Source organism: Pontibacter fetidus, assembly GCF_010119545.1.
GTDB lineage: Bacteria > Bacteroidota > Bacteroidia > Cytophagales > Hymenobacteraceae > Pontibacter > Pontibacter fetidus.
The window spans coordinates 86,423-110,897 of sequence record NZ_JAAEAA010000017.1 but is presented as its reverse complement, the minus strand read 5'-3'; the positions used below and the strand labels follow the sequence as shown (position 1 = coordinate 110,897).

The following is a 24,475-nucleotide window of genomic DNA, read 5'->3' as shown; positions in this document are numbered from 1 at the left end:
GCCCGGAAGGACGCCGCTAAAAGGCTTGCGTTTCAGCTTCTTTTCCCGCCCTGCCGGCTGCCGCGTTGGGAGTGCAAAGATACACCTTTTGTTTTTGCTTTTGCAAGCGGGCAAGAAAAGTTTTTTCAGAAAGTTTTTCGAAGGCGGGTGGCTGCAAACAGCCCTGGCTCACCACAGAAGAGGTTTATCCACCTGCAGCTTATGCTCTTCAAATCCCTCTTTTCCTCTCTCCCTTCCTGCTGAACGGGTTGCAAAAGTACACACTCTTTTTCAGGATGCAAGAGCTACGCCCAAAGTTTTTACCAGGCAGGGGCTAAGTGCCTGAAGCACTGATCGAAAAGTTTTAACCTATTTTTGAAGCTTTGTCAAACACCTTTTCCTTGTCCTGCGCTTCAGCTTTTTTAGTCTTCTTTCCGGCTACCCGGCTGCCCCGGGCGTGAAGTGGTAACAGTTCATCTTTAAGCTAGAGTTCCAAAGCGTTGCGAAAAATTTAAAGCATTATAGGTACATCCTAAAATAAAAGCCCCGCTTATTGAGACAGGGCTTTTGTTGCTATACTTATTTTCAAGCCGACTTTTTATAGTTTCTGTAATTTGAATGTCTCTTTCAGTGTATCACCCTGCATTATTGTTACTATATAAGTTCCAGCACTAGCATTATTTAGTGTTATCACATTTTGGCCTGCATTTATTTTTCGCTTAAGCAGGACTATACCAGTTATAGTTGCGATTTGTAGTTCAGCCGGCTCTTTTATTTCAATAACAAATTCATTGTTCACTACCGGGTTAGGGAACGCCAGAGTTTTATTAACTACTATACTTAGTTGTTGTGCTACATTGTTGGCTGGCTCGTAATTTTGATTACCACCTTGTGTTGCTGTAATTGTTACATTACCTACACCATTTATCACCAGTTCATCACCTTCTATAGTTGCCACTTGATGATCTGACGAACTATAGTTTACAGGAAGACCTGAAGTAGCAGAAGCATTTAGCTTTAGTTTGTCTCCTATTTTAATCTCCGTTGGAAGTGACTCGAAGGAAATTTCCTGTTGTGCTTTTACTGCCTTGTAAGTTTTTATAATGGGTAATGCGGGTTTATAAAGCTCATCGCCCGATTGCGTGGCCTCAATACTAAACTCACCTACTCCTTTTACCAGTACTTCATTACCTGCAGCTATCTCAGCTATATCCTGGCCGGCTATTAATCTGAAATTTACAGGAAGATTACTTGTAGCTATAGCTTTTAGATCAAATTTATCCTGATATACTTTTTCTACATTTGACTCATTGAAAGTTATATTCTGATCAGCTTTAAGAGTTATAGTTATAGTTGCCGGCTGTGAATAGCTGTATCCGTCATTTACAAGGTATTTAATAGATGCTTGTATAGGGGCCACACTATTGGGGGCTTGGGAGTACGACAGGTTTGCTAGATCTGAAGCATTTATTCTCTGACCAGCTTTAACTTCTACATTATTTAACAGTATCGTTCCGGCATTTGGCAGTGTATTTATCTCCGCATACTCAAAAGCGTCTCCGTCTGCGTCAAAATATTTGAAGTCATTTTGATTAAAGGTATAGGTCCCGCCAGCTTCAATATTGATTTTATTACCTGATGAGAAAGGCCTCATATTTCCATCCCGCCATAGTTCTGTACCTACTCCTGTGTTGTATATTGGCAAAAACACATTATTATTCCACTTAATAGCTCCCGGCGAATACTCATAGATTGATGGGTACCACGCATAATCAAGTTTCATTACCAGTTTGGTGCCATCCACAGTACCGTTGGTTCTATAAACCTCATCGTTATGGAAATAATAAGCTACATTCTCCAGTACTTTAAGAATACTAACAGTATAATAGCCCGGATGTGATGTAAACTTTTGAATTAATGTAGGTTCCATAGTAACTGCATCTAAGGCATAAACTGTTGCATGAGGACTCCAATTGTTTACCGTCTGGAAGTATAACTTTTCACTTCCACCAATTATTTGTTTAATTCCATCACTTGGTGGGCATGTATAAGCTTTTTTAGTGCCGCCTATCGTACCGTCTGTTACATATAGCGTCGTATTACCGTCAGTGTTAACTGCGATAAAAGCTAATTTGTTACCTATTTCATGAAACTCAAATATGGCACTACTAATCCCTACATCACGCATATCAAACAGAAACTCTGTAGTTATACCATCAGTTCTCCATATTTTACTTCCTGACTCCCTAAAGTATATATAATCACCTGCTTTTGACATAACGTAAAACATTCTATCAGAAACATTAGCATTAATATCCATTACCAACGTTGTTCCTTGGACTGTTCCATCTGTTCGCCATACTTCTTCACCATGCTCCCCATCATCTCCAATAAAATAGGCATAGTCATTAAGTATCTTAAATCTCAGGTCAGGTTCATGAGTAGTATAAAAGGATCTGACCAAAGTTGTACCTTCAGGTGTCCCGTCAGATGACCACAACTCTGACTCGGGCTTTAGTCTCGTTGGGCTATACTTTGTATTTACATAAAAAAGGACTCTGTTACCGACAATTGTGTAGTCACTAAAACTGATGCTGGGAAAATCTTTTATTAACGTTGTTCCTTCTGATGTGCCGTCAGAAACCCATAGTTTTGTAGCTTTTACTGTATCTGACGAAAATCTATTGTCTGTAAGAAAAACCAGTTTGTCTTCTATTTTATTTAAGTTAACGATCCTATAGTTCAGGTAGTCAGGGTTTAGAAACACTTCCTTAGGCTTCAAATCATGTCCGAATTTAAAAATACCATTTCCATAGCCCCGGTCGCCCGCAAAGTATAGTTCATCTTTGAAAGCAGTTAAGAACTGCGGGCTAGACCCAAGTGTCCAAAAACCTAATCTCTTTACACGCTCAGTACCGGCCTCTGTACCATCCGTTCTCCACAAACCTTTATCTTCAGTTGTTATATTTGCCTTGAATAGTAAGAAGTTATCAGTAGCTGATAAATTGCTTAAATGTTGCCCGCCTTCTCCTTCTTTAAAGTCTTTTACGATTGATACATACCCGGAACTCCCATTAATTCGCCAAAGCCCAACCCCGGTAAGACCATTATTAGCTATAAAATAAAGGTCGTCGTTAAAAGATGTAAAATTATCGGGGTTAGCACTTTCCTTTCCATTATTAATATCTCTGACTACACTTGTTCCATTTACAGTGCCGTCGCTAATCCACAATTCTTGCCCGTTTGTTCCATCATCTGCACCAAAAAATAGAGCTCCTTTTAATGAACCTGTGCTTTTACTAATAGATCTGGCTGCACTTAAAAGCTTCTCTGGTTTTTTATAATTTTCTGCTATTACCCATAGGTCGTAAGAAGTATTGCTGTTAGCTAATGTCAGGAATAATTTCCCGTCAACAACTGCAGAACTATAAAATCTAAAATCAGGGTTATCAAAATGTGAAGTAATTTCTACAGTACCTTCGGCTGTACCATTAGTTCTCCACATCTTAGTTGGCACTCCAATCACGCCACCTGTCGTAAAATATAATATTTCTCCCACCGGTATTAGGCTTTGGATAATCTCCCCTTTATTAAGGGGAGTAAAGCTTCTTACAAGCTTAGTACCATTACTACTTCCATCAGACTTCCAGAGGCTAATATCTGAACCTGTAGTACCGGCTATGTACAAATGGTCGCCAGCCACAGCAAGTCCATTTATGTATGGCAGAGCGACTAAAGAATTGGTTCCTTCAGTTGAACCATCTGACTGCCATAAATAGTAGCCACTTTTGTAAAACGAAAAGTATAGTTTGTTTTTAAAGGATGTAAAATGGTTTATAATTCCTGAACCATCATTGCCGTAACTTTTCATAAAAGCCCTGAGAACTTTTTTTGTGCCTGCTTCAGTACCATCTGTAATACACAACGTGTTATCACCTTCATCAGAAGTCGCTTTGAAGAATACTTTCCCATTTACTTGTGTGAGGAGTTCCGGATCAGCGTCTTTTTGTAACCTGTGATTAAAATTTGTTAGTTGTTTAGTACCCCCTGCTGTGCCATCAGAAGCCCACAACTCCACTTTATCTGTAGTGTCTGCATGAGCAAATAACATAAGATCCTTTAATGTACTAACCCTATCGGGCATGTTATGGTAACCCTGTTTTAAATTAAAATCTCCCACAAGAGACATTTGACTATAGGCGGCGGTGGAGATAAATAGAAGGAAGGCTAAAAGTAGAAGTTGTTTCATATAAGGACTTAAAGTTGCTAAAAGGCAAATCTATTATACATTCTCCTGTTTCTCCTTATTAACTGCTCCACTATCCGCATACTCCTGCAGGTGTTTATACTTTTCGGTTAGTTTGCCGCCTTTGGCTATAGTTGCGCGTGCCAGCATACCGCCTTCGTCGTTGTTAAAGAATTGTGGAAACACATAATCTATAATGTTACGGCCAAAGTCGCGCGAGGCATTGCGGGGCAATTCGCAAGGCAGGTTGTCTACGGCCATTATAGTAATGTTATTTTCTGAACTATAGGCTGGCTCTAACTTACCGGTTGCTTTGTTGTAATCGTAGGCTGGCTCTGGTATAGTTGAGGCGCGCTTGGTTGTAGGAATGGAACCATCAACATCGCAGGTAATGTCGGCTATAGTATCTATTTTAAACTCAGGCTGACGAGTGTCTTCTTCGGAGAACAGTTTTGGGGCGCGAGGATCCCAGTAGGCGCAGGCCATTAACAGGTCGGTTACTTTGGTAAATTTCCGGAAGGTACTTTGGTATAGTTCGGGGTGGGCGTAAAAGTCAGGAGAGTCCCATACTTCAACATCAGGCCTTGTATTATAATCTCCGGAATGGAGCTGTGCATATACTGGTTCGGTAAACTGTTTATAAAGATAATCGAACACACTTACCTTTCTTATGCCCATCATATTCAAAACCTCCATAGCTCCGCCAGCTACCCTGCCGCCACCGGTTACGGCAATCTTTATAGGTGGCAGCTTCACTTTAAAGAACTCTTCCTGCATGTCGTCCATGTCGTGGCACAGGTAGGCGGGTTTCAGGTCGAAGATCTTATGCTTTTTGCCGTAAGTGAGGATGCCATTATAAGCACCAACTATACCGGCGTATCGGCCAAAGGCTACCACCCGGTGGCCGTCGTTATCTGTCAGTAGTTCGTAATCTATCAGGGTGATGTTTTTGTCGAGTACAGCCCGGAGCAGTTTGGCGTTGTGTGGCTGCTTTTTTATAGTATGCGAAAAGAAAAAGTAGGTCTTATTTGGGATCAGCTGATTGAGAGGCACTTCTTTTACACCCATCAGCACGTCGCAGCCGCTCAGATCCTGCTGCAGATTTACACCCAGCTCCACATACTCCTGATCTGAAAAACACCTTACTTCGCTTGGCTGTACTATTACTTCAAGATCCGAAAACTCATGCATTGCTTCCATACACTTTTTAGGTGTTAGCGGCACCCGTTTATCTACAGGTATTTTGCCTTCCTTAATAATACCTACTTTAACTCTGGTCATCTGCAAGTTCTTGAATTGTTCTTTGGTTTCTGATGTTGGTAACTATAGTTGTTTGCCGGCTATAGTTGCTGAAACGGATGCCGGTAAGGCCACTAATTTATACTCCTATATATAAGGAGTGAAAAGCGCTGAAAACAGGCATAACTATTTACCTTTCATGGTTCAATATAAAAACAATTACTGTTACTTTTGTGGAAAATCATGAAAGGCCTAGTGCACTTTTATTACCAGAAAAAAAATAACCCAATTTCCCAATCAATATTTCATCGTTATGATATTTAAAACCAAACCTGCAGACGTGTTTAAGGAGCGCCACAACGGCCCTGACAAAGAGCAGATGCAGGACATGCTGCAAACCATCGGGGTAAACTCGCTGGACCAGCTGATTGAGGAGACCGTACCGGCCGCCATTCGCCTAAAAAGACCTTTAGACCTGCCAGCAGCCCTGACAGAGACAGAGTTCCTGAACCAGTTCTCGCAGATCGCGAAGCAGAACAAAATTTTCAAGTCGTACATTGGCTTAGGCTATAATGACACGATCATGCCTCCGGTTATACTTCGTAATATTATGGAGAATCCGGGTTGGTATACCGCTTACACGCCTTACCAGGCTGAGATCGCACAAGGCCGCTTAGAAGCACTGATCAATTACCAGACCATGGTGATGGACCTGACCGGGATGGAAATTGCCAACGCATCTTTATTAGATGAAGGTACTGCTGCCGCTGAGGCCATGGGAATGTTCTATGCAAACCGCAAAGGTGCCCGCAAAGCAGCCAACCGTTTCTTTGTATCGGAGCTGGTATTGCCACAAACTATAGATATACTTTCTTCGCGTGCTACGCCAATCGGTATTGAGTTGGTTATAGGCGACCACCGTGAAGTAGATTTCGCTGACGAGACCTTATTTGGTGCCCTGGTGCAGTACCCTGCTGCCGACGGTGCCATTTTCGACTATACAGACTTTATCGCGAAGGCACACGAAAACGAAGCATTTGTAGCAGTTGCTGCCGACATTCTTTCGCTTACCTTATTAACCTCTCCGGGCGAGATGGGCGCGGATGCCGCAGTTGGTACTACGCAGCGATTCGGCGTACCGATGGGTTTTGGTGGTCCGCATGCAGGTTACTTTGCTACAAAAGATGCCTTTAAGCGTGTGATCCCGGGTCGTATTATTGGTATTTCTGTGGATGCGGCTGGCAACAAAGCGTACCGCATGGCCCTGCAGACACGTGAGCAGCACATCCGTCGCGAGAAAGCGACTTCTAACATCTGTACGGCACAGGTATTACTGGCTGTTATTGCCGGTATGTATGCCGTTTACCACGGCCCACGTCGCCTGAAGTATATCGGTTTAAATACACACGCTTTAGCACAACAACTGGAAAAAGGCTTAAAAGCACTTGGCTTTGAGCAGCAGAACGAACAGTATTTCGATACATTGAAAATAGCTGTTGAGAGTGCTGAGCTTAGAGATGCCATCCGCACAGAAGCTGAAGCGGCCGGTATCAACTTCCGTTACTTTGGAGAGAACAACATTGGTATCTCGCTTCACCAGAACACGAACCTGGCAGATGTAAAAGCTATAGTTGCTGTTTTTGCAAAAGTGGCTGGTAAATCTGCTGATGTGTTAACTATAGATGCACTGCCGGAAGAAACAGAAATCACCTGGTCTGATAAGCTAATCCGTACCAGTGAGTATCTGACACACGAAGTATTCAACAAGCACCACTCTGAGCACGAGATCCTGCGCTACATGAAGCACCTGGAGAACAAGGATATTTCCCTGGTTCACTCGATGATCTCCCTGGGTTCTTGTACCATGAAGCTGAACGCTACTGCCGAGATGATCCCGGTTACATGGCCAGAGATCGGTCAGTTGCACCCCTTTGCTCCTGCTAACCAGACAAAAGGTTACGCACAAATCTTTAAAGACCTGGAAGCATGGCTTTGCGAGATCACCCGTTTTGATGCGGTATCGCTGCAGCCTAACTCAGGTGCGCAGGGCGAGTACGCCGGTCTGATGGTTATCCGTGCGTACCACGAGTCACGTGGCGATCATCACCGCACCGTTGCGCTTATCCCATCTTCTGCACACGGTACTAACCCGGCATCTGCGGTAATGGCCGGCATGAAAGTGGTTATAGTTAAGTGCGATGAAAAAGGTAACATTGACGTAGCTGACCTGCGTGCGAAAGCGGAGCAGTATAAGAATGAGCTGTCTTGCTTAATGGTAACGTACCCATCTACACACGGTGTATATGAGGAGAGCATCATTGAGATTTGCCAGATCATACATGACAACGGTGGCCGTGTATATATGGACGGTGCCAACATGAACGCTCAGGTAGGTTTAACTTCTCCGGCACACATCGGTGCCGACGTTTGCCACCTGAACCTGCACAAGACGTTCTGTATCCCTCACGGTGGTGGTGGTCCTGGTATGGGCCCTATCGGTGTGGTAAAAGATCTTGCTCCGTTCCTGCCTGGCCATGCTGTAGTTGACTTAGGCCGTAAGGATGCGATCAACGCTATCTCTGCTGCACCTTGGGGTTCTGCTTCTATCCTGCCAATTTCTTATGCTTACATCGCCATGATGGGCGGCGATGGTTTAACAGAAGCTACAAAGATTGCTATCCTGAACGCGAACTATATTAAAGCCCGTTTAGAGAAGCATTACCCTGTACTTTATGTTGGTACTAATGGCCGTTGTGCACACGAGATGATCCTGGATTGCCGTGAGTTCAAGAAGTATGGCGTAGAGGTAGAAGATATCGCGAAGCGTTTGATGGACTATGGTTTCCATGCGCCGACTGTGTCGTTCCCGGTTGCTGGTACGCTGATGGTGGAGCCTACTGAGTCTGAAGCACAGGAAGAACTGGACAGATTCTGCGAGGTGATGATCTCGATTCGTGAGGAAATTCGTGAGATTGAAGCCGGCAAAGCTGACCAGAAGAACAACGTGCTAAAGAACGCACCGCATACGCAGAAAGTAGTGTTGGTTGAGAACTGGGAAAGACCTTACTCTCGTGAGAAGGCTGTGTTCCCGATGGCTTACCTACGCGACAACAAAGTATGGCCAACAGTTAGCCGCATCGATAGCGCGTATGGCGACCGTAACCTGGTTTGCTCTTGCGCCCCTGTTGAAGCGTACAACGAAGACGGAAATGAGATGGTGGCAATTGGTTAATTAAATTGTCCTATCATTTAAAAGCCTGACCCAAGCGGTCAGGCTTTTTTGTTTTAAAGCTACTGTTCAGAAGTCATCGACAAATGGCTGTATTTCATCGACTAATACTTGCAAAAAGTAGCAAAAGTGTACTTTCCCAATAATAGCTTTCCTAAATTGCTTACATTTTAAATTTTTTTAAAATTTTTTTAAAAAAATTTTTTAGCAAAAATGTGGGTTTAAATGCAATAGGCTACTTTTTAGCATTATACTAACATATTCATATAACTATTTTTCAAGCATTTAGCTTTTTGTATATATAAAATCCATAACTTTGCAACCGTTAAATCGTTAGAGTAGTCAAAAAACTATAAACAATATGAAAAAATCAGTATTACTAGTTGCTTTTGTTACGATTTTGGTAATTAGTTATACTTCTGCGATGGCACAAGTAGCTACAACAGGTAGCAGCTTAGCCCTAAAGTTAGCACAAGGTGTTCACACACCATCTGGTGCTGCTATGTTAACATCTGGTGGTATAGTTGCAACAGCAGCTGCAAAAGCTCAGGTGGCAGTTCTGCCTATCTTTGCACAGTCTGCGCAGGATGCCGCTATCTCAACTGCAACTCCTTTCTCGGTAGAGGTTACTACTGCAGCCGAAACTACAATGGCTGAAGAGCTGAATACGTTTATTGCTCAGGAGCGCGCTCTTAAGCAGCGTAGCTGGTTCCGTAAGAACAAGTAATTTATAGTTTAGTAGCCGCTTTTAGTCGGCCGTTGTATTGGGTCATGCGTATAGGTACATTATTCGCAATCAACCCTTTCGCAATGCACCAGGCTACTTCAACATCCCTATCTATTCTGCGACAGGCACTGCCCTGGTTTCTTTTACTACTACTTACAAACTGCACGGTAGGCCCGGAGATAAGCAGTACCTATAACAGGTCTGCAAACTTCAGGAGTTACCAAACCTATGCCTGGCATAAAGCAGAATTACCTACCCCAACTATGGGCAACGGCCCGGCCTATAGCCCGCTACTGGACCAGCAGTTGAAACAAGCTATAGAAAGTGAACTGGTTAAGGAAGGATTACGCCCCGACGAAGAAAACCCCGACCTGCTGATTGCCTATGACATTGCACTGTCGGGGAACCAGGCTACCGGATCTGACACGGATTTTGCGCCAGGTTTTGGCTATGGCTATAGTTACTGGTATGGCTACCGTTACAGGTATAACACTACAGCGCTGCCAGATTATAAAAGTGTAACGCAACTTGCACCCGGCACCTTAATAATAGACCTGATAGACGCTAACACCAACGATCTGGTATGGCGCGGCTGGCACCCCGCTGAAATAGACCCTACCACATCCGGGGGTTACGATATTAATAAAGCTGTTGCCAATATTATGTCGCGCTACCCACCGGTGCCAACCACTATACAATAACTCTACTTTATCTTATAGTTCAGGGCAAGTCCGCCGAAATAATTACGGTCCGGGGCTGGCTGGTAGTAGCGGCCGCCAAAAGCATTCAGGTCGTTTCCTAAACTATATTTCTGATTGGTCAGGTTATCTACTCCGGCAAAAATATTCAGTTCTAACTTGTCAGCTATAGTTCTTCGGTACCCCAGCTTTGCGCCTACTACCAGGTAACTGTCGGCATAAACGGTATTCTCATCGTTCAGCGGAAGCGCATCTACATAATTTATAGTTGCTGTAAAGTATAACCCCAGATTGGTTGCTGCATCTATTCCTGCCGTGGCAGTATGTGGTGCTACACCTGTCAACTCGTTTCCACTCAGGTCTATTTCCTTTTGCTCTGATGCTTTAAATATGCTGTACTTCTTAAACCGGAAATGGCTGTAAGTATAACTTCCCCATACTTTAAACAGGCTTAGCCCATCTTCCGGGGCATCAACTATAGTATAGTTCAGCGCTGTTTCAATCCCTTTTTGTGAGGTGGCTCCCACATTCCGGAACACGGCTACACTTGATGCATCCTGCCGGCTAACTATCGTTTCATTTAATCTAAAGTTAAAGCCCACCACATCAAAGCTTAGCTTATTTTGTAACATATAGCCGCGCACGCCCAGTTCATAGTTTGTTCCTTTCTCAGCCTGCAGGTCTTCATTTAAAGCGCCGTCAGAGGTTAAAATCTCTTCTTCGGTAGGAGGGGAAAAGCCGGCGCTTATACTGGCATGTGCCGATACCTTATCCGTTAACTTTTTGAGCAGCGCAACTCTGGGCGAAAGCACCGCCTCGAAATCTTTGGTATAGTTTATAGTTGGAGACTGCGCCAATCGCGTAATCTTGTATTGAGTATCGTTTAAGCTGAGTGCGGTGGTAAGTATAAAATCTGCAGGTAATTCCAGTTCTGCCTGCGCAAATACAAAACCTGCTTTCGCTGTTACTTCATCATCGGTGCGCAATGCTCCTACCAAACCACTATTATTATCGTAAGTGCGGGCTGCCTCAAACCCACGCTGAAACTCGCCACCGAAGGTATACTTTGCGGCTATACTTCCTATAGTTGTGGTATAAGCAAAACTACTGCGCAGTCCGAACTCCTGGTTCGCATTCCGTTCATAGTCGGTGTTAAACGGATGATAGCGAAAACGGTGCAGCGTATAGATAGCAGTGGAGTTGCTCCAGTTATCTGTAAAGCTATAGTCCTGCTTCAGGCCGATGTTTATACTTTCCTGGTTCATGGAGGCATTTTGCTTTACACTCCCGAACTCACCCCCACGCGCCTGCCTTGGGACAGCATCATACTGCTCTTTGGTAATGCCACCGGGTAGTTCATAATATAAATCGGAGTAGATGATATGCGAGGTGATGGTTTGCTTATCAGATACATAAAATTCCGGCGAAACGAGCAGCACTTTTCTATCCAGGGCCGATTGTTGGCGGTAGCCGTCGTATTGTTGATGCGCGTACTGTACCAACACGTTGCTTTTGGCCGAGCCTGTACTAACATTGGCTGTATACTTCCGGAGACCATAGGAGCCTATACTTATACCTGCGCCAGCTTCTGCTCCCAGTTTAGAACGCTTTGGCTCCAGCAATACGGTACCGCCAGTGCCTGCCCCGTACACACTTGCCGTTGGTCCTTTCAGTATCTCTATACTTCCTATACTTGCCGCATCCAGTAAATTAAGTGCCGTAGTGCCGTTTGCTTCGGTTAGTGGGATGCCGTTAAAGTATAGCTTCACATTCCGGATACCGTAGGGCGAGCGTAGCGTACTGCCACGTATCGAAAGGCGGTAACTGGCCGGAGCCCGTTCGTCCATTTTTACGCCGGGCACCGTATTTACAGCCCTCACCAACGAACTCTCATCAGACCTTTGGATAACGTCACTATCAATTATACTTATAGCGCCTGCGGTTTGCAGTAACGGCCGGTTGGTTTCGTAGCCCTGCACTTCCACTTCTTTTAAAATATGCTGCTGTGGTTGCAGTTGTGTAAAATAAGTAACACGCTGCTGCCCTTGTTCAATAGCTATCGTATCAGGCACAAACCCAATATGCGAGATAACGATGTAAGTGGCCGTTGCCGGAACTGTTAAACTATACTTGCCATCTGCGTCGGTGGTGGTAGCTTGGCCGGTGTTGGTCTTTACTATAGCGCCTTTCAGAGGTCCCTGTTTTTGGGCATGATCTACAATACCTGACACTATAGTTTGTGCTATAGTTGCCGGACAAATGCCAAGTATAAGTAAGTATAAAAGGATAAGTCTTTTCATAAGATGATCAGAGAGCTCAATTCAGAACGTGCAAGTGCGCACAATGTTTATAGTTTAAGTATAGCTTGCCATTAAAAAGAAAAAGCTCCCCAGAAACTGCGGAGCCTTTCCAAACTATGAAAGCTAATGAGAATTTTCTATTGATCAGACTTGAGCTGACTTATTTTATCTTGAACTCGGTTCTGCGGTTAAGCTGGTGCTCTTCTTCCGAACACTCTACGTTATCGCCGCAGCCATTTACAAGTTTGGTTTTACCGTAGCCTTTTGCCGTCAGGCGGTTTCTGTTTATACCTTTCGATACCAGGTAATCTACAGCAGCATTGGCTCGTTTTTCAGAAAGTGCCTGGTTATAATTCACGCTTTCGCGGCTATCCGTATGCGAGCTCATTTCTATTTTAATTTCCGGGTTGTTCTGCAGCACTGTTACCAGTTTATCTAACTCTTTTGCCGCATCTTCTCTTATGTCCCACTTATCCAGGTCATAATAGATGTTCTCCAGCACGATCACGCGGTTCTGCTCATTTTTATCAAACAGTAAAGCCACTTGTATCGTGTCGCCGGCTGTTTCCGGTATCTGTGCCATGGCTTCCTGTGTCAGGTAACCTGCTTTGGTACCCATCAGCGAGTAGGTGTTGCCTTTAAAGCCATCCATAAAATACTGGCCATTCTCATCCGACATCACCACTGTAGAATCAGCTATAGTTTTCTGAGACACTACCACCTGTACCTGTGGCAGCGGCACTTCTATGTTGCGTTTTTTATCGTTCTGCTTACGCTCCAGGGTCTTAATGGCGATCACGACCGGCTTTTTGAGTATCTTAAAACTATAGATGTCTTCGGTACCGTTATCGGCATCGCGGTTAGATGATAGCAGCCCCGTTTCGCCAGGCGTTGTGAACATAATACCATAATCGTTTTTACGAGAGTTGATCGGGTTGCCCAGGTTGCGTACGCCGGCCCAGTTGCCATGCTCGCCTTCAGCAGAGAAGATATCCAGTCCGCCCATACCTGCATGGCCATCCGAAGCAAAGTATAGTTTACCGGCAGCATCTACATACGGAAAGCTCTCGCGACCCGGCGTGTTTATAGTTGCGCCTGCATTTACCGGCACTCCCCAGCTACCATCTTCCTGGCGTTTGCTATAAAAGATATCAGTGTCACCCAGGCTGCCAGGCATATCAGAAGCAAAGTAGAGGATCTGCCCGTCAGCTGACAGCGCCGGATGACCTACTGAATACTCAGTAACTTTATTATAGGTGAAAGGCTGAATATTGCCCCATACCCCATTCTCTTTCTGTGCTGTGAATATCTCCAGGCGGTTAATGTGCTCCGGTTTATCGTCTTTCACTTCTACCCAGCTGGTTGGGTCGGGGTTACCTTTCTGGCGCTCGCGCACCATGTGCGTTCTGGTAAAGTATAGTTGCTGGCCATCAGTAGCCGCAGAAGCAGTCGCGTTATGATATTCAGAATTTACCACCTCTTGCAAAGCTTCCGGAGAACTCCAGTTGCCCTGTCCGTCGGTTTTAGCGGTAAACAGCTGTAGGTACGGGCGACCAGTCCAGCCGTATACTTCATTTTGCTTATCAGCAGAAATACCTCTGTCCGAAGTAAAGATGATGCCGTTGCCAAAAGGTGCCGGGCTGAAATCGGAATAACTGCCCACACTTATACTTGTCAGCTGTGTTACTTCGGCAGTTGGTTGCTGTTGCGTCCATTTTATACCCTGCTCGGTGGCTGCGATCAGCTTTTGTGCCTGCTCTGCATTTTCAGGCATGGCCTCACCCCACTTCATGTACTGCTCTTTTGCTTCGGTATACTTCCCGTTGCTGCGCAGGGCCTCTGCATAGTAGTAAAAGTTCATGGGGTTACTGCCAGGCAACTGCACAGCTTTGGCATACCATTCTTCTGCCTGGTGCGTCTGGCGCGTCATGCGGTAGGCATCGGCAATGCGCTGCACGGTTTCCGGTTTTGGTTCGCGTTTGGTTATAGCTACTTTATAGTGGTCCAGTGCCAGGGCGTAGGCGTAGTTATCAAAATACTTATTGGCCTTTTTCAGGTCTGATTGTGCCTGCGCTACCGTGCCAAAACTAAGCATGGCTGCTGCAACTAAGTATAAGGGTGTAAATTTATAGTTCATATGCTTTCAGGCTATCGGTTAAAAGTATTGTGGGGTTAGCATTTTGGTATCAGTCTTCTTATAGAAGTAGTAGCCAACTGAGATTTCGTGTGTGTTAAAATTGCTAAGACCGTTCAGCATCTTATCGTAGGCATAACCCAGACGAAGCGATCTATGGATCTGTAGTTCCCCGATCAGCGCAATGGCGGTACGGTTCTTCATGCCATCCATTTCGGGTGTGTCGTTAAACAGTTTCATGCTGGTGCGGTACGAGCCACCTAACCAAAGTCTGTCAGCCAGTAGCACAAAAGCATTCAGGTCTACAGCAGTCGGGGCGTTGAAATCCTCTTTCAGCAATACGCTTGGCTTAACCTTAACAAACGGACCCAGATCCAGCACATAACCTGTTGTAAAGTAGTAATGGCGCTCCGGCTCAATGTTCTCCATATCCTTGTATTGCATCAGGTCAGAAGCCGAAAGGCCTGCATAAAAACGCTGCGTATGGAAATAAGCTCCTAACTTGATATCCGGGCGAATGTTGCTATCCGAATTAGTAGGTATTGACGGATCGTCTTCGATGCCCAGTTCGTTGCCATCCAGCTTGGTTTGTACCAACCCGGGCGCAAGGCCCAGGCTGAACACCCCGGTTTCGCTAACCGGCAGCTTAACCGCCAGGTTTGCATACGCCGAGATAGAAGATTGCGCTCCGATCTGGTCGCGGGTAAGGGCCAGACCTAATCCCAGCCTGTTATTGGCCGAGATGCCATCTATACTTAAGGCCTGCGAGGTTGGCGCCCCCTCAATGCCTGTCCACTGCGAGCGGTGGAAGGCATTTACGTTGAGCACATTCTTACTGCCAGTATAGGCAGGGTTAATGCCCATACTGTTGAAGATGTATTGTGAGTACTGTGGGTTTTGCTGGGCGCTAGCCGAAAAGGCTATAAGCAGGGCCAGCAGGGTATAAACTATTCTCATTTTCTTAAATGTTTTTCCTTTTAATTGGCCTGATGCTTAGCGGAAGATGGTTACATAACCTGTATAGGCCTGCTCTTTTCCGTCGCATAGTTTCACGATCACTTTGTAGAAGTAAGTACCTTGCTCCAGTCCGTTGCCGGTCCAGTCGTTCTGGTAGTTTTTCTTCTTGTATACTTCGGTACCGTAGCGGTTAAAGATCATCACATCGTTAGCAGTATACTTCTCCAGGTTTGCGATCTTCCAGCTGTCGTTGGTGCCATCACCATTAGGGCTAAAGGCTTTCGGGAAGTTCAGGTTACCATCTACCAGCGACATATCCAGTGCGATAACTGCTTCCGGGCTGCTGCAGCTGCCTGTGTTGGCCACTACTTTAATATCGCCGGCTACATTACCGTTCGCTGCTGTTACTTTTATAGCATTGGTACCCTGACCAGACGCAATGGTGCAGCCTGCCGGTACAGTCCAGGTATAGCTTGTAGCGCCCGGCACTGCAGCTATACTATAAGCAAGCCCGTCGCAAAGTGTGCTGTTATCTGTAATCGGCCCTATGGCACTAGGTGGTGTTGCTATACCTGCAGTAAACGTACCTGCATCGCTGTCGCCGCAAGCGTTGGTTACAATTACGGTTACTTCGCCACCAGTTGTGCCGGCAGTTACAGTTATGCTGTTTGTGCCGTTTCCGCTTTCGATGGTCCAGCCTTGCGGCACTGTCCAGGTATAGTTGGTAGCGCCTGCTACTGCGGTTACGCTATACACGTTACCTGCACTGCCTGCACAAGCCTCTGCTGGGCCGGTTATAGTTGGCGTAGCTGGTTTTACAGTTGGTGTTACCGCTAATTTTGCTGTTGCTCCGGTACCACACTTGTTTGCTATAGTTACTGTTACATCGCCTGCCTGGTCGCCTACGGTTACCTCTATAGTTGGCGTGTGATTGCCACTTACAATCGTCCAACCTTGTGGCACTGTCCAGTTATAGTCTGTAGCACCATCCACAGGCGTTACACTATAGGTTAGCGGAGTGCCGATACAAGCTCCAGCGCTGCCAGCTATAGTTGCGGCTGCCGCCACATCGCTGGCTGCTACTGTAAAGGTGGCTGCGTCGCTGCTTCCGCATTCGTTATCGGCAGTTACTGTTACGTTACCAGATGTGGCACCTGCGGTTACCGTAATCTTGGTTGTGTTTTGTCCTGAGGTGATAGTCCAGCCGGTTGGTACTGTCCAGGTATAGCCTGTGGCGCCTGCTACCGGGGCAATCTCATAAGTTGGTGTGATATCACCTGCGCATACTTCGCTGGTGCCTGCAACTGGTGTTGGCTTAACCGGAACAGGCTGTATAGTGATAGTTGTAGTAGCCGGCTCGCTCTCGAAGCAGCTGTTCTTCACTTTAACCGAGATCGTGCCGCCTGTAGCACCTACGTTTATAGTTGCAGTGGCTGCATCTGGCTGGCTGGTCAGGGTGATACCGCCTGTCACAACCCACTCGTAGGTTACGCCTTCGCCTGCACCAGTTACGGAGTAAGTCAGTCCTTCAGCGTTAGCGCAAGCCTGCGCCGGGCCGTTTGTAGTTACAACCGGCTTTGTAGTTACGGCTATAGTTTTGGTTACGGTATACTCGGTGCCGCACAGGTCTGTCACTTTCACTTCCAGGATTCCACCTGTGTTTCCAGCTTTTATAGTTATAGTTGTAGCAGTTCTGGATACTTCTGTGAAGCCAGCTGGCAATTTATAAGTATAAGTAGCGCCAAATACTTCTGTTATCCTAAAAGTTGTTTCTTCGCCTGCGCATACATTGCCGTTACCGTCTATAGTTAAGGTTGGAGCATCACAGGTTACATCAACCCGCTCTTTGTCGGTATTGTCGCTTGGGTCGGGGTCTGGAAGGGTTGGGCTGGTAATGGTAGCCTCATTTACGATAGTACCTGCTGCCACTATTTTGGCAACTATAGTTAAGGTTACACTTTCGTCTTTACCCAGATCTCCTACCAGGTAGATTCCTGTTGTCGGGTCATAAGTACCTTTGGTTGTAGTATGACTCTGGTATTGCAGACCTGCTGGCAATACATCAGTTACAATAACTCCTGTAGCTGCATTAGGACCAGCATTGCTGGCAACTATCGTATAGGTTACCAATCCGCCTACTTTATAAGGTGCGCCACTTGCTGTTTTGCTAATGCTCAGGTTATTGGCCGGTACCGGCACATTAATCGGTTCTTTTACGGTATTATCGCCTGGGTTCGGATCCGGGTCTTTACTGATCACCTCAACTCCGTTTTTGATCTCGCCGGATGCAGTTACTTTAAATACCAGTTTAAGCGTAGCCGTACCTGTATTCACAAGTGTTCCTACATTCCAGGTATGCGTAGTTTCATCGTAAGTGCCTTGCGAGGCTGACTCAACGCGCACAAACTCAAGGCCTGCCGGGATGTTCTCTTCTACCTGTACGTCGGTAGCAGTACCTGGTCCGTTGTTATAAGCTGTAATAGTATAGGTTACTTCTGAGCCTACCACATAATCTCCTTCAGCAGCTTTTTTTGTAACACCTAAGTCGGTAACTACCACGTTTGGCAGGAACACGTTATTAGAAGTCAGGTTAACCTGGCCTGTTAGCGACATTACTCTACCAATAACTACCACACCCGCATCCAGTGTTATATTGCCGTGCGCCAGTATCGTTCCCTGGAAACCGGTAGAGCCCCCCAGAATTACATCACCTGTTACGATCCAGTAAATATTGCTTGGTTGTGCGCCATTCATAGCCAGTACGCCTGCCGCCGGAGCATCCGTGAGCAGGTTACCATCTATTATAAACACGAAAACGGAATTCAGGTCTCCGCCGCCATCAACCGTAAGCACACCTTTAAAACTGGCATCGCCTGTTACTTTATAAGTACCAGGCCCTAATGGCAAACCAGTCTCTCCGAAGTTGCCGTTTATGTTTTTAACAGGCGTTCGGGCATATAAAGCATTATAAGCTACTAAGGCATCTTGCGCAGCACTGGTAGCGGATGGCGTGTTTTTTTCTATTTTACCATTTTTCACAACAAGCCCCGATTCTCCAAAGACGGTATTACCCGGGCTTACGCCCACATTTCCGGTAACGCCTGTTTGGCCGGTGTTGTTGATTTGAGAGGAAGCGAGCACTGCATAACTACTTGCATTGCCCAGTACATCTTGTGTCTGCCCATACGTTAGGGTGATACTGACAGAAAAGATGAAACAAATCAGCAGTAGAAGTTTATTCATGTGGTTATTTTGAAATGGAATATTCGGAGAGTATTATATATAGTTATGTGACTATACATATTGAACAATTTCATTTACTCAAAACACATAAATATGTTGTGCTTAATTCAAAAAATTATACGTTAATATATAAAAGATAATAAATATATAACTTAATTTATATTTTGATAGAAAACTCAAAAACATCGTTATATATAACACACCATACACATCAGTTAAAAAATATATTGCAATTTTACTATACAAAATCTAACAGTATGGGTTATAGTGCTATAGGTAAACCCAGCATGTGGCAGCAAAACCAGGTTGCCAGGTTAGGCAGAAAGGGAGGAAACAGAAAACAGTTCAACAGAAAAAAGCGTCTGGCAGGACTGCGTTTTGCCACACCAAAGCTATAGTTACAAAAAAGCCCTGTTACCGGCAGGCAACAGGGCTTTGAAATTAACTTGTTAAAACTACACGTGCACATGGCGCTCGGCGTGGTACGACGAACGCACCAATGGCCCGGACTCAACATACTTTATGCCACGGCTCAGGCCTTCTTCGCGGTAGTGCGCAAACAGGTCGGGGTGTATAAATTCTGCTACTTCTATGTGTAGTTTAGTCGGTTGTAAGTATTGGCCCAGCGTCAGGATGTCGCAACCATTGGCAGCCAGGTCATCCATGGCCTGGTATACCTGCTCGCGTGTTTCGCCGAGGCCCAGCATGATACCGGTTTTGGTGCGTTTACCATACTCTTTGGTACGTTTTATCTGCTCCAGGCTTCGCTCATACTTGGCCTGCGGGCGCACCTGGCGGTATAGTTCTTTTACCGTTTCCATGTTATGCGACACTACTTCCTGGCCAGCCGAGATCATGGTAATCAATGCATCCCAGGTACCTTTTACGTCTGGTATAAGGGTTTCTATAGTGGTAGCCGGCGACAGCTCTTTTACTAACCGTACTGTTTCGTGCCAGATAGCAGCACCACGGTCTTTCAGTTCGTCGCGGTTAACCGACGTGATAACGGCATGTTTTACGCCCATCAGTTGAATAGCTTCTGCTACACGGCGTGGCTCGTCTTCGTCGTACTCATTCGGGCGGCCTGTGGCTACAGCGCAAAACGAGCAGCTGCGCGTACAAACGTTACCCAAAATCATAAAAGTGGCCGTACCTGCACCCCAGCACTCACCCATGTTCGGGCAGTTGCCGCTTTCGCAGATGGTATGCAGTTTATATTCAGATACTATGTTACGTACTTTAGTGTATTCCTGGCCTACAGGCAATTTTACACGCAGCCAGTTTGGCTTACGTATCTTGCCATTTTCACTCAGCTCAGCGGGTGTAGTGTTAGGCTGTATAACCGGAAGTGATATTAGTTCATCCATGCTGCAAAGATAGGAAGTAATGTGTTAAGAGACATTAGCATACAGCTAAGATTTATGCCTCGTTCTTTTGCAACACGCACCGGCAGGTATTTGTTCGGGAAAGCTTTTAATTACGGCTGCCGTAGAAGATATTAAGGTAAACAGAGGTAAAGCGGTTCACATTTTTTGCCTCCGGTATTATAACCAGTTTTTTAGGATAAATCTCTAACATCGCACCCACTTCTATACCTGCTATGCTTTCGTTATAACGGCCATACTCAAAGCTTAAGCCACCCTTTATATGTGCGCCAACATTAACCTTGGCTTCTCCTAAACCTGTAAACACGCCGGCGTTGCCCTGTATTCTTTCAATAGTTGTGTGGGTTTTGGGCTCGTACTGCTCGGTGCGGGTATCGGTGTCTGTGCCGGCCTGGCCATAGTTGTACCGTATGTAATAAGGCACCAGGAAACCAAGCGACGGACCTGCTGCGCCAATTGCATTTACCTGTACCCCCGATTCGGCAGCTTTCCGGAAAAGCACCAGTTCGCGGCCATAGTGCGGGCGCACTACAAACAAATAGTTTTGCTTGCCTCTTATAAACGAATCGCCGGTTTCGCCACTGAAAAAGCGTTGCTCGCGGGGGTGTTTTACTTCAACGATCTCTACTGCGCCAAACTGCAGCATGTTAGGGTTCATGGTAAAAGCCGACCGGATAAAGGCGCCGCCTATAAGCCCGCCATTCGAGTTCAGGTTTATACCATAGCTCAGCTCTTTCTCAAAAGCCTCTTCTTCTTCAGATTGGGCAAGCGCCGGCAAAGCAAAAGCTGCAAAAGCGAGCGTCAGCACGAAAGCGATGTATCGGACCACTTAGATTAATTTAGAGTTTGTTTAAAAGTAAGTAAATTCACGCTTTATTCAAATCTTATACTTACATGGCAACTATCCAAAATAAATACCAGGGCAACTTACGTACAGAAGCCCAACACGTAGCCTCCGGCAATACCATTATTACCGATGCCCCTGTAGACAACAATGGCCGCGGCGAAGCATTTTCGCCATCAGACCTTGTTTGCGCCGCACTTGGCAGCTGCATGATGACCATCATGGGCATTGTAGCCGAGCGCAACAACATCGCCATTGAGGGCATGGAGATCGAAACCACTAAAATAATGGTGGCAGACCCGCGCCGCATCGGTGAAGTAGTGCTTACGTTTAAAATGCCGGCTATAGCCTATACTGCAAAAGAAAAAGCTTTGTTGGAGAACGCGGCACGCACCTGCCCGGTAGCGCTAAGCCTTCACCCGGAAATAAAGCAAACGGTAAGTTTTATCTATCAGAACTAAAACGAAAGTTGCTGCCTCTTTAGTTAGAAGCAGCAACTTTTTTCTTCATTTCATCCAGATTAATGCCTAAATGCGAAGCATCGTAGGTACACATGCCATCCTGCACCAATAATAACTGCGGCGACTGATGCTGCACATGCAATACCTCGGCTATTTCGTTTGATACCGGACGATACGCCAGCAGATCCAGGTAATAAGGTTTTACGTGGTCCAGGCCTTTGCCATCCCATTGGCGCTCCAGGCGGCTTTTGGCCGTAGCGCTTATCGAGCATGAGGTGCTGTGTTTAAAAATTACCACAGGCGTGTGTTTCGATTCTTCCAGTATCTTATCTAACTGTTCGGTGCTGTTCAGAGGGTGCCAGTTCATTTTCGGAATTTAAGTGTTTGGTGATTTTTACCCGCCTGCCTGTTTCTTGGTTGCCTTCTTCCGGAAGATTGTCTTCTTTTTCTGCGGATTTCCGGCTTCGTCAAACTTATACTGGCGGCGCTCATCACGTTTGCTTACACGTTTGCGGGCAGCCTCGCCTCGCTTAAAAGTATAAGCACTGGTATTCAGGTGAGTTGCTTTGTAATCAGACTCGGTTCTTTCAGCTTCTTTCAGGAAACGCTTTTGCTCTTTTTTCTGCCGCTCTATGCTCTTTGCCTGTATCTGCGCCAAAGCGGGAGCCAACCCTACAAACAATATTATAAAAAAGCACAGAACCCATTTTGTAAATACTTGCATCATACGCCTCCTTTCGGTTTACACTGCTATAGTTTACGCAGCTATAGTTTAGAAGAACAAAAATTTCTTACGCTTCTGTACCAGTCCGTTCTTGTTGGTTGATACCTTAATGGCTTCCATGTTACCAGCGCCTTTGGCAGATACCTTCACACTTTTGCCATTCGGCGACGGGCACGGTATCCCTTTTTTACCACAGCCTGTAGCTACCGAAAGTGTTATGCTTATTAAAACAAGGTAAAAAATGCGGTTATAGGTCATGGCCGAAGTGGTAGTTATGTTATTAGTACGCAAGTATGGCTTCTACTTTTTCACGTAATCGCTGCTTTGGCAAAAACTCTGCCTCCAGTGGGGGCGCAAACGGTATGGCAGTATCTAAGCTGGCAACGCGTGCCACTGGCCCATCCAGGTGCTCAAAGCAGTTTTCGCCAATCCAGGCAGCAATTTCGCCACCGATACCGCCCGTTAAGGTGTCTTCGTGTAGTATAATAACGCGGCCGGTCTTGGCTACAGTATTTCTTACAGCTTCTTTATCCCAAGGCAGCAGCGAGCGCAGGTCCAGAATTTCTAAGCTGATCTCCGGCATTTCCTGCTGCAGTTGCTTGGCCCAATGCACGCCCATACCATAAGTAATGATCGATATATCGTCGCCTTCGGCTACTGTTTTAGCTTTGCCAATCTCTATTGTATAGTAATCATCCGGAATCTCCTGCGAAATAGAGCGATACAGTAGCTTGTGCTCGAAATACATTACCGGATTTGGATCTTCGATGGCGGCATTCAGTAAACCTTTGGCATCGTACGGCGACGATGGGTAAACAATTTTTAAACCAGGCGTGTGGAAGAACCATGCTTCGTTACTTTGCGAATGAAACGGGCCTGCTGCTGTGCCGGCACCTGTTGGCATACGAACTACCACATCGGCGTGCTGGCCCCAGCGATAATGGCTTTTGGCCAGGTTATTCACGATCTGGTTAAAGCCCACACTCACGAAATCGGCAAACTGCATTTCTACCATACTCTTTTTGCCTTTAACAGACATGCCCAGTCCAATACCAAGTATAGCCGACTCGCAAAGCGGGGTGTTGCGCACGCGCTCTTTCCCGAATTTATCTACAAAGCCTTCTGTTATCTTGAAAACGCCACCATATTCGGCAATGTCCTGGCCCATAAGCACCAGTTCCGGGTAACGCTCCATACTTTGGCGCAACCCGTCTGAGATCGCATCTACAAAACGTTTTTCAGTTTTTGCACTTGATGCTGGCGCTACAGGCTGCTGCACATATGGTTTATACATGTCGGCAATTTCTTCCTGGCGGTTGGCAACAGGCATTGGCGTGGCAAAAGCTGTCTGCAGGCCTTCTTCAATTTCGGCTTTCAGCTCTTCGCGTATAGTTTCTACAGCCTTCGGGGTAAGTATAAGTTCATCCAGCAAGTACTTTTCATAGTTCTCCACCGGATCTTTCTTCGCCCATTTCTCGAACAGCTCCTGCGGCACATACTTGGTTCCACTGGCTTCTTCGTGGCCGCGCATCCTGAAGGTCATGGCCTCAATTAAAACTGGGCGCGGGTTCTTGCGCATGCTGGCAGCCGTTTGTTTTACCGTATGGTATACCTCCAGCAGGTTGTTGCCATCTATCTGTAGGGCATCCATGCCGTAAGCAGGGCCCTTATCTATAAACTGCTTAAATTTAAACTGCTCGTTGCTTGGCGTAGACAATCCATACCCGTTATTCTCGATCATGAAAATAACCGGCAAGCCCCACACCGCCGCTACGTTCAGCGCCTCATGGAAATCTCCTTCCGAAGCTCCGCCATCGCCACTATACACCAGCGTTACTTTTTCTTTTTTATCCAGCAGGTCGGCCAAAGCTATACCATCGGCTACTGCCAGTTGCGGGCCAAGGTGCGAGATCATGCCTACAATGTGGTGTTCGTTTGACCCGAAGTGGAAAGAACGGTCGCGACCTTTGGTGAAACCAGTCTTCTTACCCTGGAACTGTGCAAACAATCTATCTAAAGGCACATTGCGGCTTGTAAAAACTCCCAGGTTGCGGTGCAATGGCAGTATATATTCATCCTGTTCCAACGCCATCGCCGACCCTACAGAAATAGCTTCCTGACCAATGCCGGAAAACCACTTGCTTACTTTGCCCTGGCGTAACAGCACGAGCATGCGCTCTTCTATCATGCGGGGCTTAAGTATGCCTTTGTAAAGAGCGATCAGTTCGTCCTCGGAATATTCTTTGCGGTTATAGTTCATCTCAGAAATTGGAAACTTCGTTATAGGTAGGCAAGTTAGTATATTAGGC

General features: G+C 45.9%; 17 protein-coding genes. 5 read left to right on the top strand and 12 right to left on the bottom strand.

From position 1 onward, the window contains the following. The coding region (locus tag GWO68_RS17845; protein WP_235942068.1) for a hypothetical protein at positions 1–243 on the top strand (243 nt) is incomplete at its 5' end. Positions 244–577: 334 nt separating this feature from the next. Here the strand turns inward: GWO68_RS17845 and GWO68_RS13635 are convergent. Beyond that, positions 578–4,228, bottom strand: coding sequence for an ELWxxDGT repeat protein (locus tag GWO68_RS13635; RefSeq protein WP_162347008.1), 3,651 nt, complete (start codon positions 4,226–4,228; stop codon positions 578–580). Between the two features lie 33 nt (positions 4,229–4,261). After that, positions 4,262–5,506: an NAD(P)-dependent oxidoreductase gene (locus GWO68_RS13630; RefSeq protein WP_162347007.1), complete on the bottom strand. Its 1,245-nt coding sequence runs from the start codon at positions 5,504–5,506 to the stop codon at positions 4,262–4,264. Between the two features lie 271 nt (positions 5,507–5,777). On the opposite strand from GWO68_RS13630, the gene gcvP reads away from it, so the two are divergent. The 3 genes from gcvP (at position 5,778) to GWO68_RS13615 (ending at position 10,121) form a co-directional block, all read left to right on the top strand. Then, a complete protein-coding gene (gene gcvP, locus GWO68_RS13625) occupies positions 5,778–8,696 on the top strand; it encodes an aminomethyl-transferring glycine dehydrogenase (protein ID WP_162347006.1) in 2,919 nt (972 codons plus the stop codon). A 358-nt stretch (positions 8,697–9,054) separates the two neighbouring features. Next, positions 9,055–9,420 carry a hypothetical protein gene (locus GWO68_RS13620; protein WP_162347005.1) on the top strand — a complete coding sequence of 122 codons (366 nt, stop codon included), beginning with the start codon at positions 9,055–9,057 and terminating at the stop codon, positions 9,418–9,420. 83 nt (positions 9,421–9,503) lie between these two features. Beyond that, entirely contained in the window at positions 9,504–10,121 is a 618-nt protein-coding gene (locus tag GWO68_RS13615) for a DUF4136 domain-containing protein (RefSeq protein ID WP_162347004.1), read from the top strand. Positions 10,122–10,123: 2 nt separating this feature from the next. On the opposite strand, the gene GWO68_RS13610 is transcribed toward GWO68_RS13615, so the two are convergent. The 6 genes from GWO68_RS13610 to GWO68_RS13585 all read right to left on the bottom strand — a co-directional run bounded on the left by GWO68_RS13610 (position 10,124) and on the right by GWO68_RS13585 (position 20,966). After that, positions 10,124–12,418 (bottom strand): TonB-dependent receptor, encoded by a 2,295-nt coding sequence (locus tag GWO68_RS13610; RefSeq protein ID WP_162347003.1) that lies wholly within the window; start codon positions 12,416–12,418, stop codon positions 10,124–10,126. Between the two features lie 160 nt (positions 12,419–12,578). Continuing rightward, positions 12,579–14,555, bottom strand: a complete 1,977-nt coding sequence (locus tag GWO68_RS13605) for an OmpA family protein (protein WP_162347002.1) — start codon at positions 14,553–14,555, stop codon at positions 12,579–12,581. A gap of 18 nt (positions 14,556–14,573) precedes the next feature. Next, the gene (locus tag GWO68_RS13600) at positions 14,574–15,509 is read right to left on the bottom strand and encodes a PorP/SprF family type IX secretion system membrane protein (RefSeq protein WP_162347001.1); all 936 of its coding nucleotides are present in this window, start codon (positions 15,507–15,509) and stop codon (positions 14,574–14,576) included. Between the two features lie 36 nt (positions 15,510–15,545). Next, complete coding sequence (locus GWO68_RS13595; RefSeq protein WP_162347000.1) at positions 15,546–18,752, bottom strand: ice-binding family protein; 3,207 nt, start codon at positions 18,750–18,752, stop codon at positions 15,546–15,548. A gap of 455 nt (positions 18,753–19,207) precedes the next feature. Further along, positions 19,208–20,119: a lipoyl synthase gene (lipA, locus tag GWO68_RS13590; RefSeq protein WP_235942067.1), complete on the bottom strand. Its 912-nt coding sequence runs from the start codon at positions 20,117–20,119 to the stop codon at positions 19,208–19,210. Between the two features lie 106 nt (positions 20,120–20,225). Beyond that, entirely contained in the window at positions 20,226–20,966 is a 741-nt protein-coding gene (locus GWO68_RS13585; RefSeq protein ID WP_317164528.1) for a hypothetical protein, read from the bottom strand. Positions 20,967–21,031: 65 nt separating this feature from the next. Here GWO68_RS13585 and GWO68_RS13580 point away from each other — a divergent pair, with 65 nt between their 5' ends. Continuing rightward, a complete protein-coding gene (locus GWO68_RS13580) occupies positions 21,032–21,442 on the top strand; it encodes an OsmC family protein (RefSeq protein ID WP_162346999.1) in 411 nt (136 codons plus the stop codon). A 19-nt stretch (positions 21,443–21,461) separates the two neighbouring features. Here GWO68_RS13580 and ytxJ read toward each other — a convergent pair whose 3' ends face one another. The 4 genes from ytxJ to GWO68_RS13560 are packed head-to-tail and all read right to left on the bottom strand — an operon-like array spanning position 21,462 to position 24,426. Continuing rightward, a complete protein-coding gene (gene ytxJ, locus GWO68_RS13575; RefSeq protein WP_162346998.1) occupies positions 21,462–21,809 on the bottom strand; it encodes a bacillithiol system redox-active protein YtxJ in 348 nt (115 codons plus the stop codon). A gap of 27 nt (positions 21,810–21,836) precedes the next feature. Further along, entirely contained in the window at positions 21,837–22,169 is a 333-nt protein-coding gene (locus tag GWO68_RS13570) for a hypothetical protein (RefSeq protein WP_162346997.1), read from the bottom strand. A 45-nt stretch (positions 22,170–22,214) separates the two neighbouring features. Then, on the bottom strand, positions 22,215–22,457 hold the full coding sequence (locus GWO68_RS13565; RefSeq protein WP_235942066.1) for a hypothetical protein: 243 nt from the start codon (positions 22,455–22,457) through the stop codon (positions 22,215–22,217). Then, the gene (locus tag GWO68_RS13560) at positions 22,447–24,426 is read right to left on the bottom strand and encodes an alpha-ketoacid dehydrogenase subunit alpha/beta (protein ID WP_162346996.1); all 1,980 of its coding nucleotides are present in this window, start codon (positions 24,424–24,426) and stop codon (positions 22,447–22,449) included. The genes GWO68_RS13565 and GWO68_RS13560 overlap by 11 nt, the downstream gene beginning before the upstream one ends. Positions 24,427–24,475: the final 49 nt, after the last annotated feature.